This window comes from Microbacterium sp. USHLN272, from assembly GCF_037149655.1.
In the GTDB taxonomy this organism is placed as follows: Bacteria; Actinomycetota; Actinomycetes; order Actinomycetales; family Microbacteriaceae; genus Microbacterium; species Microbacterium galbinum.
The window spans coordinates 2,272,558-2,289,149 of record NZ_JBBCRA010000001.1; the positions used below are offsets into that span (position 1 = coordinate 2,272,558).

Genomic DNA, 16,592 nt, shown 5'->3' on the forward strand with positions numbered 1-16,592 from the left:
GATATGACCGATTCGCTTCTCACCGAGACCCGCGAAGACGACAAGACGGCAGCGTGGTGGCGGCAGGCCGCCGTCTACCAGATCTATCCCCGCAGCTTCGCCGACGCCAACGGCGACGGGCTCGGCGACATCCCCGGCATCCTGTCGCGCGTCGACTACCTGTCGGCGCTCGGCATCGATGCGGTCTGGCTCAGCCCGTTCTACCCGTCCGAGCTCGCCGACGGCGGCTACGACGTCGCCGACTACCGCGACGTCGACCCGCGACTGGGCACCCTCGCCGACTTCGACGCGATGGTCGAGGCGCTGCACGCCCGCGGCATCCACGTCATCGTCGACATCGTGCCGAACCACTCGTCGGATCAGCACGCGTGGTTCCAGGAGGCGCTCGCCGCGGGCCGCGGTTCGGCCGCGCGCGAGCGGTACATCTTCCGCGAGGGCACGGGGCCCGACGGCGCCGAGCCGCCCACGGACTGGGTCTCGGTGTTCGGCGGGTCGGCGTGGGAGCGGGTCGAGGACGGCCAGTGGTACTTCCACAACTTCGCCACCGAGCAGCCCGACTTCAACTGGGATCACCCGGAGGTGCGCGCGGACTTCCTGAAGACCCTGCGCTTCTGGTCGGACCGCGGGGTCGACGGCTTCCGCATCGACGTCGCGCACATGCTCACCAAGGACCTCAGCGAGCCGCTGCCCTCGCGCGCCGAGCTCGACGCGATGGACCGCTCCTCGGGCTCGCACCCGCTGATCGACCGCGACGACGTGCACGAGATCTACGCCGAGTGGCGTCAGGTCTTCAACTCGTACGACCCGCCGCGCACCGCGGTCGCCGAGGCGTGGGTCGATACGCCCGAGCGCCGCGCCCGTTACGCCTCGGCCGAGGGGCTCGGGCAGGCGTTCAACTTCGACTTGCTCGAGGCCGATTTCGACGCCGCGCAGTTCCGCGAGATCGTCGATGAGAACCTCGCGCAGGCCCGGCAGAGCGGGTCGTCGACGACGTGGGTGCTCTCGAATCACGACGTCACCCGCCACGCCACCCGCTACGGTCTCGCACCGCTGCAGGGTCGCGCGGTGAAGCAGGGCACGGAGTGGGTCGCGGCCGGCGGCCCGTCCGAGCTGCTCGATCGCGAGCGCGGTCTGCGTCGCGCGACGGCCGCGTCGCTGCTGCTCTTCGGCCTGCCCGGCAGCGCCTACCTGTACCAGGGCGAGGAACTCGGGTTGCACGAGGTCGCCGAGATCTCGCCCGAGCAGCGACAGGACCCGGCGTTCTTCCGCGGGGCGGAGTTCGACGGACTGGGTCGGGACGGATGCCGCGTGCCGCTGCCGTGGAGCGCCGACGGCGTCTCGTTCGGGTTCGGCGCGGCTGCCGCGCACCTGCCCCAGCCGGAGTGGTTCGCCGATCACGCGGTGGATGCCGAGGCATCTGATCCGGCATCGACGCTGTCGCTGTACCGCGAGGCGCTGCGCCTGCGGCATCCGCTGCAGACGGGCGAGACGCTGGAGTGGGTCGAGACCGGTCGCGCCGACGTGCTGCGCTTCGCGCGTCCGAACGGATGGCAGATCGTCACGAACTTCGACACCGAGCCGTTCGATCTGGGAGCGGACGCCGCAGACGTCGTGCTCACGAGCATCCCGCTCGAGGGCTCGTCGCTTCCCGGCGAGGCCACGGTCTGGATCGCCCCGGCGGCGCTGCTCGCCTGACACCCGTCCGGCCGCGTCGAGACCCATCACCGCCGTCGAGACCCATCACCCCGCACGTCGCGGGTGGGGGGTCTCGACGCGGGTGATGGGTCTCGACGGTGGGGAGGAGCACGTCTGCGGATGCCGATTTGATAATGGTTCTCATTAGCGTTTACAGTGAAAGCATGAAGAAGCCCGTGATCGTTCTCGCCCTCGCATCCGTCGCCGCCCTGACGCTGGCCGGATGCTCCACCGCCGCTGCGGGAGAGGGCGCGAGCGACGACGGCACCATCACGGTCGTCGCGAGCACCAATGTCTACGGCGACATCGCCTCGACGATCGGCGGCGACCGCATCGACGTCGAGTCGATCATCACCTCCGCTTCGCAGGACCCGCACTCCTACGAGGCCACCGCCCGCGACCGCCTCACGGTGCAGAAGGCCGACCTCGTGATCGAGAACGGCGGCGGATACGACGCGTTCATCGACACGCTCCTGCAGGACGCGAACGACCCCCACGTCGTCACGGCCGTCGAGTACTCGCACGACTACCCCGGCAACGAGGCTCACGACGACCATGCCGACGAGGACCATGCCGCCGACGACGCAGCGACCGAGGCGCCCGCCGAGGAGGAGCACGACCACGAGCACGCCGAGGGCGAAGAGGGCCACGAGGGTCACGACCACATCGAGGGCTTCAACGAGCACGTGTGGTTCGACCCGCACACGATGATCCACGTCGTCGAGGCGATCTCCGACGAGCTCTCCGAGCTCGACCCCGACGGCGCCGACGAGTTCGCCGCGAACGCGGCCGAGCTCACGGCGGAGCTCGAGGGCTTCGAAGCCGACCTCGCGTCCATCAAGGCGGATGCCTCGAACGTCGACGTCTTCATTACCGAGCCGCTGCCCGGCTACCTCGCCGCGGCCGCCGGATTCACCGATGTCACCCCCGAGGGCTTCGCCGAGTCGGTCGAGGAGGGCACCGATGTCGCCCCCGCCGTTCTGCTGCAGGCGCTCGACGTGATCGAGAGCGGCGAGGTCACCGCCCTCCTCACCAACGCGCAGACCGGTGGTTCCGAGACGCAGCGCGTCGAGGACGCCGCGAAGGCCGCGGGCATCCCCGTGATCGCCTTCACGGAGCTGCTGGAGGACGGATCGTCGTACTCTGAGTGGATGAGTGACGCGATCCAGAGCCTCGCCGCCGCGACCCAGTCGTGAGTCGGCGCCCCGTCCTCGAGATCGCGGATGCCTCGCTCCACCGTGGAGACCGCGAACTCTGGTCGGGACTCGATCTGACGGTCCAGCCCGGCGAGTTCATCGCCGTGCTGGGCCCTTCGGGTTCGGGCAAGACCACCCTTCTGCGCAGCATCCTCGGTCTGCAGCCGCTGTCGTCGGGAACCATCCGCGTCGCGGGTGAGCCCGTGCACCGTGGGAACTCGCGCATCGGCTACATCCCGCAGCAGCGCTCGCTCGCCCCCGACACGAGCATGCGGGCCCGCGACCTCGTCGCCCTGGGTGTGCACGGCAGCCGCTTCGGGTTCCCGGTGCCGCACCGCGGCGACCGTGCGAAGGTCGACCGCCTGCTCGAGTCGGTCGGGGCCGCGCACTTCGCGGATCGCCGCGTCGGACTCCTCTCCGGCGGTGAGCAGCAGCGGCTGCGGGTCGGTCAGGCACTCGCCGACGAGCCGGCACTGCTGCTGTGCGACGAGCCGCTCTCGAACCTCGACCTCGCCAATCAGGTCGCCGTGACCGACATCATCGACCGGCAGCGCCGCGAGCGCGAGGCGGCCGTGATGTTCGTCACCCACGACATCAACCCCATCCTCGGCAAGGTCGACCGCATCCTCTACATCGCCGGCGGGCGCTTCCTGCTCGGCACCCCCGACGAGGTGCTGCAGACGCGCGTGCTCACCGACCTCTACGGCACCCCGGTGTTCGTGCTCCGCGCCGGCGACCGGCTGGTGGTCGTGGGCGTTCCGGATGCCGAGCCTCACCACGACCACGGCGACCACGAGCACGCGCACGGAGGAGCAGCATGAGGCCCCTGGTCGACTGGAGCGACGTCTTCTCGTTCCAGGACTACGGCGAGCTCGTGGCCCTGCTCTCGAACTCGATCATCGCGGGGGCCGTGCTCGGCATCGTCGGCGGACTCATCGGCGTCTTCGTGATGCAGCGCGACCTCGCCTTCGCCGTGCACGGGGTGAGCGAGCTGTCGTTCGCGGGCGCCGCGGCCGCGCTGCTGTTCGGTGGCAGCGTCGTGTTCGGGTCGCTCGGCGGAGCCCTCGTCGCGGCGATACTGATCGGCGTCCTCGGCGCGAAGGCCCGGGACCGCAACTCGATCGTGGGTGTCCTCATGCCGTTCGGCCTCGGCCTCGGCATCCTGTTCCTCTCGCTCTACGACGGCCGCAGCGCCAACCGGTTCAGCCTGCTCACCGGGCAGATCGTCTCGGTGTCGAGCCCCGACCTCGGCTGGCTCATGGGCATCAGCCTGGTGGTGCTGCTCGGGCTGCTCATCATGTGGAACCCGCTGCGCTTCGACTCGCTCGACCCCGAGTCGGCGGCCGCCCGCGGCGTGCCCACCCGTGCCGTGAGCCTCCTGTTCATGGTGCTGCTCGGCCTCATCGTCGCCGTCAGCGTGCACATCATCGGCGCGCTGCTCGTGATGGCGCTGCTCGTGACCCCCGCCGCCGCCGCGATGCGCGTGACAGCGGGGCCCGTGGCCGTGCCACTGCTCGCCGCCCTGTTCGGCTTCGTCTCGGCGGTGGGCGGCATCCTGCTCGCCCTGGCCGGCACCCTGCCCGTCAGCCCCTACATCACGACCCTGTCGTTCACGATCTACGTCGTGTGCTGGGTGGTGCAGAAGGCCCGGGCCCGCGTGCGGCGGGTGCGGGTCTGACGTGAGCGACTCCCAGCCCTCGCCGATCCTCGACGCCTAGAATCGTCGGTATGGCTCAGCGGAACACCTGGCAGCGCGAACGCGTGCGCGAAGCACTCGCCGACGCGCGCGGTTTCGTGAGCGCGCAGAACCTGCACGCCTCGCTGCGCGACGACAACACGGGCATCGGCCTGGCCACCGTGTACCGCGCGCTCGCGGGTCTCGCCGCCTCCGGCGACGCCGACTCGCTGCAGAGCCCCGAGGGCGAGGCGCTCTACCGCGCCTGCACCACGCAGGGCCATCATCACCACCTGATCTGCCGCAACTGCGGACTCACGGTCGAGATCGAGGCCAAGGACGTCGAGCAGTGGGCGCACCGCACGGCCGCACTGCACGGATTCACGGATGCCGCGCACGTCGTCGACATCTTCGGACTGTGCGCCCCCTGCACCAACAAGCGCGACGCCGAGAGGGCCGCGACCGCGTGACTCTGCTCGCCCCGCAGCGCCACGCGCACGCCCACGGCTCGACGCGGTCGCCGCGCTCGGCGTGGATCGGCCTGATCCTGGGCGCCGTCATCATCGCGGCGCTGTTCCTGGTCGACGCGTTCCTGCCTCAGCTCTTCCCGGCCTCGCTGCCCACCCGCACGCAGGACGGACTGACTCTCGCGCTCAGCGTGCTGATCGAGGCCCTGCCGTTCGTGATCCTCGGCGTGCTGCTGTCGATCGTCGTGCAGGTGTGGCTGCCGGCCGACGTCATCCACCGCTGGCTGCCGAAGCGCGCGTGGGCCCGCCGAGCGGTGCTGTCACTGCTGGGCATGCTGATCCCGGTCTGCGAGTGCGGCAACGTGCCCTTCGCCCGCGGACTCATGATGCGCGGCCTCGCGCCGGCCGAGGCGATGACCTTCCTCATCGCGGCGCCGATCGTCAACCCGATCGTGATCCTCACCACGCACGCGGCGTTCGGGTGGGACGGCGGCATCCTCGTCGCCCGTCTCGTCGGCGGCTACCTGATCGCGAACCTCATCGGCTGGATCTACAGTCGGCACCCCTCGCCCGACGCGATGCTCACGCAGCGCTTCATCGACACGTGCGATCGCGTCACCCACGAGCACGGCACCCCGGTGAAGCGCAGCCTGACGCAGTTCCTCATCGAGCTGCGCGCGGTGATGCCCGCGCTCGTGATCGGCTCGGCCCTCGCCGGAGCCGTGCAGGTGCTCATCCCGCGCGACATGCTGCTCGCGATCGGCGCGAACCCGGTGCTGTCGATCGTCGCCATGATGGCGCTCGCGATGACGGTCGCGATCTGCTCGAACGTCGACGCGTTCTTCGCTCTGTCGTTCGCCTCGACGTTCTCGTCGGGAGCGCTCGTCGCCTTCCTGCTCGTCGGCCCGCTCGTCGACGTGAAGATGCTCGCACTCATGCGCACGACCTTCACGGCGCGCACGCTGCTCGGCATCGTCGGCGTCGTGGTTGCCTCGGCCTTCGCGATCGGGATCGGGGTGAACGCCCTTGTCTGAGCACACGCACGCCCCCTCGCGCTCCCGCCTGCGCGCCCTCGGCACGCGGTGGCTGGGCATCGGGCTCGCGACCTTCGTGTCGATCGTCACGCTCGGCCTCGGCTTCACGGGCCGCCTCACCCTTTACATCAGCCCCGAGTCGGTGTGGTTCGCGTGCGCCGCGGCGGTCGTGACCCTGCTGGGTGCGATCTGGTCGTGCACCCTGCCGCTGGGCGAAGAGGCCGATCACGGTCACGATCACGGCACCGCGCACGACGACGCGGATGCCGCTCCCACCCCGCGCCGCGCCCTCGCCGCCGCCGGAGCGGTGACCGGTGGCATCCTCGCGACCGGCGTCGTCGCGGCGGCCCTCGTGCTGCCGCCGGCGTCGCTCTCGGTCGAGCTCGCGATGTCGCGCGTCGGCGAGCAGACGGCGCTCTTCGCCGGCTCCGACGACGTCACGCTCGGCATCGCCGACACCTCCACCTTCGGGGTCGGGGACTGGGCCAGCGTCTTCGCGACGGCGACGAACACGGCGGCCTACGACGGGGCATCCGTCTCGCTGGTCGGGTTCGTCACGCCTGACGCGGTGAAGGACGGCGAGGTCAACCTCACCCGCATGGTCATCACGCATTGCGTGATCGACGCGCAGCCGGCGACGCTGCCGGTGAGCGTCGACGCGAGCGCCTACGACACCGGCCAGTGGGTCGAGGTCACGGGAACGGTGAAGGCGGATGCCGACGGCAAGCTGAGCATCGTCCCCACCGAGGTCGTCGCGATCGACGAGCCGGGAGACCCGTATGAGTACTGACGACGATCGGCCCGAGGGCCCCGCCGTCCCGCGCACGCGCGCCGAGATGCGCGCCGCCCGCGAGGCCGCCGCGGCGGCGGAGTCGGCCGAGGAGGAGTCTCGGGGCGGGCCCCTTCGACAAGCTCAGGGACCCGCTTCCGAGGCGCCTGCGGATGTCCCTGAACCTCCGGTTCCTGAGCGAGCGGAGCGAGACGAAGGGCCCGCGCGCCGAGCATCTTTCGAGCCGAGTCTCTCGTCGGAGGGAGACCCTTCGTCTCCTCGCTCCGCTCCGGTTCCTGAGCGAGCGCAGCGTCCTTCGTCTCGTCGCTCCGCTCCTCGCTCAGGAACCGACGGAGGGCGTTCAGCATCCGAGGCCACCCCGAAGCGCTCGCGCCGGTTCGGGATCGCCCTCGCCGCGGTGCTCGGCATCCTGGTGCTGGTGGGCGCCGGCCTCGGCGTCGTGAGCCTCACGCAGGGTCCGCGCATCACCGAGGTGCAGGTCGATCCGGCGCACGCGATCGACGCCTCGGGCAGCCGGCTCATCCTCACGGCCAACCAGTCGCTCGCGGCGATCGACCCCGCGCAGGTGACGGTCGAACCGTCGGTGCCGTTCACGGTGGATGCCGCGGGCCGGGGTATCGGCATCCGCTTCACCGTGCCGCTCGACGACGAGACGGAGTACACCGTCACGGTCGCCGACGCGACCGGCGCATCGGGCGGGCCGAAGAACGACCTGACGACGACGTTCACCACGCCGCCCTCGAGCATCTTCCTGCTCAACCGCAGCGACAAGGAAGACAAGATCTTTCAGACCGACCTCACCGGCGAGAACGGTGTGCCGGTGTTCGCCGCCGACGAGATCAACGACTTCCGCGCGACCTCGTCGCAGTTGGTCGTGACGGTCGAGGAGGAGGACGGCTCGCACATCATCGTGATGGACCACGACGGCGGCAACCAGCGCGAGCTGCCGCTGCCCGGCGAGGGCTACGTCGGATCGATCCAGGTGTCGGAGCGCGGCGGACTCGTCGGCTACAGCTACTCCGACCGTGAGCTCAGCGATACCGAGGGCCGCGCGAGCGTGCTCGTCACCCAATCTCTGAACGACAAGGACTCCGAGCCGCAGGTCATCGAGGTCGGCGACGCCGAGGCCAGCATCTTCGCGTGGCAGTTCGTGCCCGACAGCGCCGCGGTGCTGTTCATCGACTTCGACGGCGCGCTGTCGCTCGTCGATCGCTCGAGCGATGCCGGCGTGCAGTCGCTCGGTCTGGCCGCGAACATCCAGGGCATCAGCCGCGGCACCTACACCGCGATCGTCGAGCGCCTCGACGGCACGGTCGTCGAGCTCAACCTGGCCGACGGATCGGAGCAGCCGCTCGCCGCCTCGAACCCCGACTACGGCATCGCCTCGACCATCACCCCGTTCCCCGGCGGCACGCTGCGGCACGTCGTGCAGCGCAACGAGCTCGGCATCCCGACCGGCCAGGCGGTCGTGAAGGTCGACGACGACGGCACGGCGAGCCCGCTGATCGAGGTCCCCTCGACGGATTCGATCCTGCAGGCCTGCGCCTCGCCCAGTGGCCAGTACGCCGCGGTGGTGATCGCCCCGGACATGACCGACAACCCCTACGACGAGATGCTGCTCCCGCTGCCGAAGAAGATGGAGACGCACCTCATCGACCTGCGCACGGGCGACGAGATGGTGGCTCTCACCGGCTTCGACGCCTCGTGGTGCCAGACGGCTCCGCGCTTCTGACATGGTCGGCGTTCTGCACCGGGCGACCCGCGACGAGCTGAGCGGTCTGCCGGTCGACGTCGCCCCGCGACTGCTGGCCGCCGAGTTGCGCACGGTCGTCGCGGGACCCGGTGAGCCGGCCGTCGAGGTGCGCATGCGCCTCACCGAGGTCGAGGCCTACCACGGGCAGGGCACGGGGGAGTTCGCCGATCCCGGCTCCCACGCCCGCATGGGACGCACCGCCCGCAACGCCACGATGTGGGGCGAGCCCGGGCATCTCTACGTGTACCTGAGCCACGGCATCCACTCGTGCGTCAACGTCGTGTGCGGACCGGAGGGCGTCGCCGGTGGTGTGCTGCTGCGCGCCGGGGAGATCGTCGGGGGAGCGGATACCGCCGCGCACCGCCGCGGTATCGACGCGGCGCTCACCCCCCGCGCGCTGCGCGATCTCGCGCGCGGACCCGGGCGGTTCGGGCAGGCGGTGGGGCTGAAGCATCCGCTCCACGACGGCATCGACGCGGTCACGGGCGCGGAGTGGCACGGAGCGCGCGCCGAGCTGTGGCTGAGCGACGAACCGGTCGAGGTGGCGTCGGGCCCGCGGGTGGGCGTCGCCGGGATCGCCGGGACGGATGCCTTCCCCTGGCGCTTCTGGATCGCCGGCGACCCGACGGTCTCGCCGTTCCGCTGGGGCCGCGGCGCCGAGGACGCGTCGCGTTCGTAGACCGGCGTCAGGCGGAGTCGCGCCAGACGACCGGGGTGTCGAGCATGATGCCGGTGCGGGCGGCGGGTTCGTCGTCGCGCAGCTGCGCGAGCACGGATGCCGCGGCCGCCGCACCGAGTCCCTCGGCGGGCTGGTCGACCGTCGAGAGCAGGGGAGTGGTGCGCATCGCCCAGGTGCTGTTGTCGAAGCCGACGATGCCGACGTCTTCGGGAACGCGGCGACCGGCCTCGCGCAGCGCCCAGATCGCGCCGGCGGCGACGGCATCCGATGCGGCGAACACGCCGTCGATGTCGGGTGCGCGCTCGAGCAGGCGGGTCATGGCCGCGGCGCCGTCGGCGTAGGAGTACAGCGGCACGGGTTCGACGAGCGCGGGGTCGAAGTCGGCGTCGAGGGCCTCGGTGAACCCGGCGAGGCGGTCGGCGCCCGAGTCGCGGTCCAGCGCTGCGGCGATCATGCCGATGCGGCGGCGTCCGGTCGCGTGCAGCCGAGACGTGATCGCGCGGGCGGCTCCGTGGTTGTCGACGCCGACCCAGGCCGCATCGACGTCGGGCGGGTGGCCGACGTAGGCGACGGGCAGGTCGAGGCGCATGACGGCCTTCGTGATGGGGTCCTGCGCGCGGGCGGAGACGATCACCGCGCCGTCGACGAAGCCGCCGTTCAGGTACCGGGCGACGCGTTCGGTGTCGCGGTCGGAGTCGACCACGAGGCACACCATCTGGTAGTCGGCCTCGGAGAGCGTCTCGTTGGTGCCGAGCATGATCGCCCCGATGTTGGGGTCTTCGAGGAACAGCGCGTGCGGCTCGTGCACGATGAACGCGATGGCCTGCGTGCGCTGACGCACGAGGTTGCGCGCGGCGGTGTTGGGCACGTAGCCGACCTCGCGGATGGCCTCTTCGATCGCGGTGCGGGAGGAGTCCGAGACGTAGCCGCCGTTGAGCACGCGGCTGACGGTTCCGCGCGAGACGCCGGCGACGCGCGCGACGTCGTGCACGGTGCTGCGGCGGCGCGTCGAGGAGCTCATGATGCTCAGCCTAGCGACTGGACTTGACGTCGAGCCGGCGGACATGTGACGATGTGTGCACGTTCACAGAGAATCATCCCGATCTTTTCGTGAGTCGAACTGTGCACGTGCACACATCTCTTCCGCAAAGGAGCGAAACCGAATGCCCGCCGCCGCGCCCACCCTCATCTCCTCTCTGTCCGAGGGGGAGGGTCTCGTCTTCGGATGCGACTACAACCCGGAGCAGTGGGACCGCAGTGTCTGGCCCGAAGACATCCGCCTCATGCGCGAAGCGGGCGTCGGACTCGTGGCGATCAACATCTTCGGATGGTCGACGATCAACCCGGGCGAGGGCCGCTGGGACTTCTCCGGCCTCGACGAGATCATCGCGCAGCTGCACGCCGCCGGCATTCGCGTCGACCTCGGCACCGGCACGGCCTCCCCGCCCCCGTGGCTCACGACCAAGCACCCCGAGATCCTGCCCGAGGGCATCGACGGCACCGTCTTCCACCAGGGTGGCCGTCAGGCCTACTGCCCGAGCAGCCCCGTCTTCCGCGCCTACGCGGCCGAGGTCACGCGCCGCGTCGTCGAGCGGTACGGCTCGCACCCCGCCGTCACCCTCTGGCACGTCTCGAACGAGCTCGGATGCCACAACGCCCTCTGCTACTGCGAGACCAGCACCGGCGCCTTCCGCACCTGGCTGCGCGACCGCTACGCCGATGACATCGCCGCGCTGAACACCGCCTGGGGCACCAGCTTCTGGAGCCAGCGCTACGGCTCGTTCGACGAGGTGCAGGTTCCCGCGCAGGTGCTCTCGCTGCGCAACCCGGGCCAGGTGCTCGACTTCCAGCGCTTCAGCTCCGACGAGCAGCTCGCGCTCTACCGCGTCGAGGCCGAGATCATCCGCGCGCACAGCGACATCCCCGTGACGACGAACTTCATGGTCACCGCGCACATCCGCGCCCTCGACTACTGGTCGTGGACCGCCGACATGGACCTCGTCGCCAACGACCACTATCTCGACCGTCGCCTCGAGAACCCGCGCCAGGAGCTCTCGTTCGCCGCCGACCTCACCCGCGGCCTCGCCGAAGGCGACCCCTGGCTGCTCATGGAGACCTCGACCAGCGCCGTCAACTGGCAGCCCGTCAACCTCGCCAAGGCCCCGGGCGAGCTCACCCGCAACGTCGCCTCGCACGTCGCCCGCGGCGCCGACGGCATCTGCTTCTTCCAGTGGCGCGCGTCGACCCAGGGCGCTGAGAAGTACCACTCTGCGCTGCTGCCGCACGCCGGCACCGACAGCGACCTGTGGCGCGGAACCGTCGAACTGGGCCGCATGCTCGAGAGCCTCGGCGAGGTCGCCGGCACCCGCGTCGTCGCCGACGCCGCGGTGCTGTTCTCGTGGGAGAACTGGTGGGCCGTCGAGAACGAGGGGCGCCCGAGCGAAGAGGTGCGCTACCTCGACCAGGTGCACGCCGCGCACACCGCCCTGGCGGATGCCGGGATCGTCGCCGACATCGTGCGCCCCGGTACCGACCTCGACGACTACCGTCTGATCGTGGTGCCGGCCCTGCACCTCGTGCGCGACGAGGAGGCGGCCGTCATCGCCCGCGCCGTCGAGCGCGGAGCGACCGTGCTCGTCACCTTCTACAGCGGCATCGTCGACGCCGAGGATCGCGTGCGCACGGGCGGCTACCCCGGCGCGTTCCGCGAGCTGCTCGGCATCCGCTCCGAGGAGTTCGCGCCGCTCGTGCCGGGGCAGAGCGTCGCGCTGAGCGACGGCTCGACGGCATCCGTCTGGAGCGAGCGGCTGCGCACGACGGATGCCGAGGCCATCGCCTCCTTCGTCGACGGGCCCTCCGCCGGGCACCCCGCGATCACCCGCCGGGCGCAGGGCGCGGGCGAGGCCTGGTACCTCGCGACCCAGCCGTCGCCCGAGGCCTACCGCGCGCTCGTCGCGCGGCTCGCCGACGCGGCGGGCATCGCCGCGTCACCCGGAGCCGGACCCGACGTCGACGTGGTGCGCCGCGTCGGAGCGGATGCCGCCTACCGCTTCGTCATCAATCACGGCGCAGACCCCGTCGAGGTCGCAGCGACCGGCACCGAGCTCCTCACCGGCTCCGCCGCCACCGGCATCATCACCGTCCCCGCCGGGGCGGTCCGCATCATCAAGGAGGATGTATGACCACCACGCTCGCAGCGCCGGCGAAGACCGGCGCGGCGCCGGGTCGGCGTCGATCCCGCATCCCGCACAAGGGCGCGATCGCCTTCCTGTTCCTGCCGTTCGGCGTGCTGTTCGCGCTGTTCTACGTCGCCCCCATCGCCTACGCGTTCTGGCAGTCGCTGCTGGTCGTGCGCCGCGAGGGCACCTTCGGCAAGGCCGAGCTCGTCTTCGGCGGCTTCGCCCAGTACGTGCAGGTCTTCCAGGACTCGGCCTTCTGGAACTCGATGGGGCGGATGCTGCTCTTCGGCGTCGTGCAGGTGCCGATCATGCTCGGCCTCGCGCTGCTCTTCGCGCTGCTGCTCGACTCGCCGCTGGTCAAGGGCAAGCGCTTCTTCCGGCTCGCGTTCTTCGTGCCCTACGCGGTTCCCGGCGTGATCGCCGCGATCATGTGGGGTTCGCTGTTCTCGCCCAACCTGTCGCCCTTCACCGCGATCACCAAGAACATCGACTTCCTCGGCGCCGATCTGGTGCTCTGGTCGATCGCCAACGTCGTCACCTGGGTCTACGTCGGCTACAACATGCTCATCATCTACTCGTCGCTGCTGTCGATCCCGACCGAGCTCTACGAAGCGGCCCGCCTCGACGGCGCCGGGCAGTGGCGCATCGCCTGGTCGATCAAGATCCCGCTCGTGCGACCGGCGATCGTCATGACCGCGATCTTCTCGATCATCGGCACGCTGCAGCTGCTCGCCGAGCCGCAGGTCTTCCGCTCGTTCAGTTCGGCGGTCACCAGCACGTTCACTCCGAACATGACCGTGTTCGCGACGGCATCCATCCCGAACACGAACCTCGCGGCGGCCTTCTCGGTCGTGCTCGCGGTGACGACCTTCGTGCTCTCGTTCGGATTCATGAAGTACATGCAGCGCAAGGAGCAGAACGCATGACCACCGCGACGATCATCGGGGCGCGCCGCTCGACCGGACGCGCCGCACGCGAATCGGGCATCTCGCGCGGTGCCGCGATGCTCATCATGGCCGTGTTCACCGTGTACTTCCTGCTGCCGCTGTGGTGGCTGCTGGTCGCGGCGAGCAAGGACAACAGCGACATCCTCACGACGGCCCCGCTGTGGTTCGCCGACGTGAAGTTCTTCGACAACATCGTCGAGCTGTTCGCCTACCGCGACGGCGTCTACCTGAAGTGGATGCTGAACTCGGTGCTGTACGCCGCGCTCGGCGGCGCGATCGCGACGCTGCTCGCGGCGATGGCCGGGTACGCGCTCGCCAAGTACCGCTTCCCGGGGCGCAACGCGCTCTTCGACATCGTGCTCGGCGGCGTGCTCGTCCCCGCGACCGCGCTCGCCCTGCCGCTGTTCCTCATCTTCAGCCAGGCGAACCTCACGAACACCTTCTGGTCGGTCTTCCTGCCCTCGATCGTGAGCCCCTTCGGCGTGTACCTCGCGCGCATTTTCGCGGCGTCGTCGGTGCCGGACGAGCTCCTCGAGGCGAGCCGTCTCGACGGTGCGGGGGAGATCCGCACGTTCTTCACCGTCAGCATCCGCCTGATGACCCCGGCGCTGGTGACCATGTTCCTCTTCCAGTTCGTCGCGATCTGGAACAACTTCTTCCTGCCGATGATCATGCTGCGCAGCGAAGAGCTCTTCCCCGTCGTCTACGGCCTCTACAACTGGAACAACCAGTTGAACCAGCTCCCCGAACTGCGCGGCCTCGTGCTGATCGGCGCCCTGCTGTCGGTCATCCCCCTCATCGTCACGTTCCTCCTGCTCCAGCGCTTCTGGCGCAACGGTCTGGGCGCCGGCGCCCTGAAGTGAGCAGGTTGCCGGGCGGATGGCCCGTCCGGCGATGCACCACCCGAGAAAGGTCAGAAATGCAGCATTCGAAGAAGAAGGCAGCCGGTGCGATCGCCATCGCGGCGCTCGTGCTCACGGGATGCTCCGCCGGTGGCGGAGACACCTCGACAGGGGGCGACGCCGCCGCCTGCACCCCGGCGGACGGTGACGTCACGCTCGAGTTCACGTCGTGGATCCCCGGGATCGAAGACGTGGTGAAGATCTGGAACGACGAGAACCCCGAGATCCAGGTGAAGGTGCAGACCGGCCCCAACGGGAACGGCGGCACGTACCAGAACTTCTTCAACCAGCTCCAGGCGGGCGACGCTCCCGACCTCGGTCAGATCGAGTACGACGCCCTGCCGAACTTCCTCGTGCAGGACGGCATCGAAGACCTCAGCGCCTGCGAAGACGTCGTGGCCGCGGAGGGCGACTTCGTCGACTGGGCCTGGGGGCAGGTGACGCTCGGCACCGAGGGCGTCTACGGCATCCCGCAGGACATCGGCCCGATGGCGCTGTTCTACCGCGCCGACCTGTTCGAGCAGAACAACATCCCGATCCCCACCACGTGGGACGAGTACCGCGAGGCCGCGGTGCAGATCCGCGCGCTGGGCGGCTACATCACCAACTTCTCGCAGTCCGACATCAACCAGTTCGCCGGCTTCGTGTGGCAGGACGGCGGGCAGTGGTTCTCGAGCGATGACGCCGGCTGGACCGTCTCGCTCGACGGCGAGCAGTCCGTCTCGGTCGCCGACTACTGGCAGGGCCTGCTCGACGACGACCTCGTCGCCACCGTCCCGGCCTGGACCGACGAGTGGAACAACGCCTACAACTCGGGCGAGGTCTGGACCTGGAACTCCGCCGTCTGGGGCGCGAACTCCATCTCGAGCGGTGCCCCCGACACGGCCGGCAACTGGGCCGTCGCTCCGCTCCCGCAGTGGAGCGCGGGTGACTCCGTCGCCGGAAACTGGGGCGGATCGTCGACCGCGGTCCTCAAGGGAAGCGAGCACGTCTACGAGGCGACGAAGTTCGCGCTGTGGCTGAACACCTCCGAGGAGGCGCTCACCGCTCTCGCCGAGGCCGCGAACCTCTACCCGGCCACCACCGCCGGCCTGAAGCTGCCGGTCTACGCCGACGGCGTCGACTTCTACGGCGGACAGAAGATCTACGACGTGTTCGCCGAGGCGGCCACGCAGGTGTCGCCGGACTTCGTGTGGGGCCCGACCATGACGCAGACCTACGCCGACGTCTCCGACGGTTTCAAGGGTGCGGTCAGCGGCAGTGGCACCCTCGCCGATGCGCTGAAGGACGCGCAGACCTCCACGGTCGACGCCCTGAAGTCGGCATCGATCCCGGTCACCGAGTAGGTTCTCCGGTTCTCGAAGGCCCGCGGGTGCTCCGGCATCCGCGGGCCTTTCGGCGTTCTCGGCATCCCTTTGCGCTGTGATAGCATTGGCGATTGTCTGTGCACACTCCTGTGCGCAGTTCGCATGCTGTTCGTCCCGAGGGGTGGATGGCGTGCAGACAAGGGATCTTGGGTGGGGCCGTCCGGCCTCACGGTATAGAAGGAGTCATCATGGCAGCAGTGTGCCAGGTGACCGGAGCTGTTCCCGGTTTCGGTCACAACGTCTCGCACTCGCACCGCCGGACGAAGCGTCGCTTCGACCCGAACGTGCAGAAGAAGACCTATTTCGTTCCGTCGCTCGGTCGTAAGATCACGCTCAACGTGTCCGCCAAGGGCATCAAGGTGATCGACGTCCGCGGCATCGAGAACGTGGTCAAGGACCTCCAGGCGAAGGGTGTGAAGCTCTAATGGCCAAGAAGGCTCAGGACGTACGTCCGATCATCAAGCTGCGTTCGACGGCGGGTACGGGTTACACGTACGTGACCAAGAAGAACCGCCGCAACACCCCCGACCGCCTCGTGCTCAAGAAGTACGACCCGGTCGTCCGCAAGCACGTCGAATTCCGAGAGGAGCGTTGATCAATGGCTAAGAAGAGCAAGATCGCTCGCAACGAGCAGCGCAAGGTCATCGTCGAGCGTTACGCCGAGCGTCGCGCCGAGCTGAAGAAGACCCTGGTCGACCCGAACGCCACCGACGAGGCCCGCGAGGCCGCACGCGTCGGCCTGCAGAAGCTGCCGCGCAACGCGTCGCCGGCTCGCGTGCGTTCGCGCGACGTCATCGACGGCCGCCCCCGCGGTGTCCTCACGAAGTTCGGCATCTCGCGTGTCCGCTTCCGTGACATGGCGCACCGTGGCGAGCTGCCCGGCGTGACCAAGTCCAGCTGGTAAGTAG

17 protein-coding genes are annotated in these 16,592 nt (G+C 69.6%); 16 read left to right on the plus strand and 1 reads right to left on the minus strand.

All coding sequences use genetic code 11. The annotated features are described in order from the left end of the window. Positions 1-3 precede the first annotated feature (3 nt). The 9 genes from WFJ97_RS10965 to WFJ97_RS11005 all read left to right on the plus strand — a co-directional run bounded on the left by WFJ97_RS10965 (position 4) and on the right by WFJ97_RS11005 (position 9,289). A complete protein-coding gene (locus WFJ97_RS10965; protein WP_336641505.1) occupies positions 4-1,695 on the plus strand; it encodes a glycoside hydrolase family 13 protein in 1,692 nt (563 codons plus the stop codon). Positions 1,696-1,859: 164 nt separating this feature from the next. Further along, on the plus strand, positions 1,860-2,891 hold the full coding sequence (locus WFJ97_RS10970) for a metal ABC transporter substrate-binding protein (RefSeq protein WP_336641506.1): 1,032 nt from the start codon (positions 1,860-1,862) through the stop codon (positions 2,889-2,891). Further along, on the plus strand, positions 2,888-3,712 hold the full coding sequence (locus WFJ97_RS10975) for a metal ABC transporter ATP-binding protein (RefSeq protein WP_247624211.1): 825 nt from the start codon (positions 2,888-2,890) through the stop codon (positions 3,710-3,712). Before WFJ97_RS10970 ends, WFJ97_RS10975 begins: the two co-directional genes overlap by 4 nt. Continuing rightward, entirely contained in the window at positions 3,709-4,569 is an 861-nt protein-coding gene (locus WFJ97_RS10980) for a metal ABC transporter permease (protein WP_247633555.1), read from the plus strand. The genes WFJ97_RS10975 and WFJ97_RS10980 overlap by 4 nt, the downstream gene beginning before the upstream one ends. A gap of 50 nt (positions 4,570-4,619) precedes the next feature. Further along, entirely contained in the window at positions 4,620-5,036 is a 417-nt protein-coding gene (locus tag WFJ97_RS10985) for a Fur family transcriptional regulator (RefSeq protein ID WP_247624213.1), read from the plus strand. Next, positions 5,033-6,067, plus strand: a complete 1,035-nt coding sequence (locus tag WFJ97_RS10990) for a permease (RefSeq protein ID WP_442928413.1) — start codon at positions 5,033-5,035, stop codon at positions 6,065-6,067. Before WFJ97_RS10985 ends, WFJ97_RS10990 begins: the two co-directional genes overlap by 4 nt. Then, entirely contained in the window at positions 6,060-6,857 is a 798-nt protein-coding gene (locus WFJ97_RS10995; protein ID WP_336641507.1) for a TIGR03943 family putative permease subunit, read from the plus strand. The genes WFJ97_RS10990 and WFJ97_RS10995 overlap by 8 nt, the downstream gene beginning before the upstream one ends. 397 nt (positions 6,858-7,254) lie before the next feature. Beyond that, a complete protein-coding gene (locus tag WFJ97_RS11000) occupies positions 7,255-8,589 on the plus strand; it encodes a hypothetical protein (protein ID WP_336641508.1) in 1,335 nt (444 codons plus the stop codon). A 1-nt stretch (position 8,590) separates the two neighbouring features. After that, positions 8,591-9,289, plus strand: a complete 699-nt coding sequence (locus tag WFJ97_RS11005) for a DNA-3-methyladenine glycosylase (protein ID WP_336641509.1) — start codon at positions 8,591-8,593, stop codon at positions 9,287-9,289. 7 nt (positions 9,290-9,296) lie between these two features. Here the strand turns inward: WFJ97_RS11005 and WFJ97_RS11010 are convergent, their stop codons facing one another. Beyond that, on the minus strand, positions 9,297-10,310 hold the full coding sequence (locus WFJ97_RS11010; RefSeq protein ID WP_336641510.1) for a LacI family DNA-binding transcriptional regulator: 1,014 nt from the start codon (positions 10,308-10,310) through the stop codon (positions 9,297-9,299). A gap of 142 nt (positions 10,311-10,452) precedes the next feature. On the opposite strand from WFJ97_RS11010, the gene WFJ97_RS11015 reads away from it, so the two are divergent. The 7 genes from WFJ97_RS11015 to rpsN all read left to right on the plus strand — a co-directional run bounded on the left by WFJ97_RS11015 (position 10,453) and on the right by rpsN (position 16,588). Then, positions 10,453-12,471 (plus strand): beta-galactosidase, encoded by a 2,019-nt coding sequence (locus WFJ97_RS11015; protein ID WP_336641511.1) that lies wholly within the window; start codon positions 10,453-10,455, stop codon positions 12,469-12,471. After that, positions 12,468-13,394 (plus strand): carbohydrate ABC transporter permease, encoded by a 927-nt coding sequence (locus WFJ97_RS11020; protein ID WP_336641512.1) that lies wholly within the window; start codon positions 12,468-12,470, stop codon positions 13,392-13,394. The genes WFJ97_RS11015 and WFJ97_RS11020 overlap by 4 nt, the downstream gene beginning before the upstream one ends. Then, a complete protein-coding gene (locus tag WFJ97_RS11025; protein ID WP_247624220.1) occupies positions 13,391-14,278 on the plus strand; it encodes a carbohydrate ABC transporter permease in 888 nt (295 codons plus the stop codon). The genes WFJ97_RS11020 and WFJ97_RS11025 overlap by 4 nt, the downstream gene beginning before the upstream one ends. Positions 14,279-14,334: 56 nt before the next feature. After that, positions 14,335-15,663 carry an ABC transporter substrate-binding protein gene (locus WFJ97_RS11030; RefSeq protein WP_247633563.1) on the plus strand — a complete coding sequence of 443 codons (1,329 nt, stop codon included), beginning with the start codon at positions 14,335-14,337 and terminating at the stop codon, positions 15,661-15,663. 209 nt (positions 15,664-15,872) lie between these two features. Further along, complete coding sequence (rpmB, locus tag WFJ97_RS11035; protein ID WP_017203559.1) at positions 15,873-16,109, plus strand: 50S ribosomal protein L28; 237 nt, start codon at positions 15,873-15,875, stop codon at positions 16,107-16,109. Then, positions 16,109-16,279: a 50S ribosomal protein L33 gene (gene rpmG, locus WFJ97_RS11040; protein WP_046014935.1), complete on the plus strand. Its 171-nt coding sequence runs from the start codon at positions 16,109-16,111 to the stop codon at positions 16,277-16,279. The genes rpmB and rpmG overlap by 1 nt, the downstream gene beginning before the upstream one ends. A 3-nt stretch (positions 16,280-16,282) precedes the next feature. Then, positions 16,283-16,588: a 30S ribosomal protein S14 gene (gene rpsN, locus WFJ97_RS11045; protein WP_017829734.1), complete on the plus strand. Its 306-nt coding sequence runs from the start codon at positions 16,283-16,285 to the stop codon at positions 16,586-16,588. The last annotated feature ends 4 nt before the right edge of the window (positions 16,589-16,592 follow it).

Coding starts and splice junctions, on each gene's coding strand:
- WFJ97_RS11015 (WP_336641511.1), top strand. CDS start 10,453: ATGCCCGCCGCCGCGCCCACCCTCATCTCCTCTCTGTCCGAGGGGGAG.
- rpmB (WP_017203559.1), top strand. CDS start 15,873: ATGGCAGCAGTGTGCCAGGTGACCGGAGCTGTTCCCGGTTTCGGTCAC.
- WFJ97_RS10980 (WP_247633555.1), top strand. CDS start 3,709: ATGAGGCCCCTGGTCGACTGGAGCGACGTCTTCTCGTTCCAGGACTAC.
- rpmG (WP_046014935.1), top strand. CDS start 16,109: ATGGCCAAGAAGGCTCAGGACGTACGTCCGATCATCAAGCTGCGTTCG.
- WFJ97_RS11030 (WP_247633563.1), top strand. CDS start 14,335: ATGCAGCATTCGAAGAAGAAGGCAGCCGGTGCGATCGCCATCGCGGCG.
- WFJ97_RS11005 (WP_336641509.1), top strand. CDS start 8,591: ATGGTCGGCGTTCTGCACCGGGCGACCCGCGACGAGCTGAGCGGTCTG.
- WFJ97_RS11010 (WP_336641510.1), bottom strand. CDS start 10,310: ATGAGCTCCTCGACGCGCCGCCGCAGCACCGTGCACGACGTCGCGCGC.
- WFJ97_RS10985 (WP_247624213.1), top strand. CDS start 4,620: ATGGCTCAGCGGAACACCTGGCAGCGCGAACGCGTGCGCGAAGCACTC.
- WFJ97_RS11025 (WP_247624220.1), top strand. CDS start 13,391: ATGACCACCGCGACGATCATCGGGGCGCGCCGCTCGACCGGACGCGCC.
- WFJ97_RS11020 (WP_336641512.1), top strand. CDS start 12,468: ATGACCACCACGCTCGCAGCGCCGGCGAAGACCGGCGCGGCGCCGGGT.
- rpsN (WP_017829734.1), top strand. CDS start 16,283: ATGGCTAAGAAGAGCAAGATCGCTCGCAACGAGCAGCGCAAGGTCATC.
- WFJ97_RS10970 (WP_336641506.1), top strand. CDS start 1,860: ATGAAGAAGCCCGTGATCGTTCTCGCCCTCGCATCCGTCGCCGCCCTG.
- WFJ97_RS10965 (WP_336641505.1), top strand. CDS start 4: ATGACCGATTCGCTTCTCACCGAGACCCGCGAAGACGACAAGACGGCA.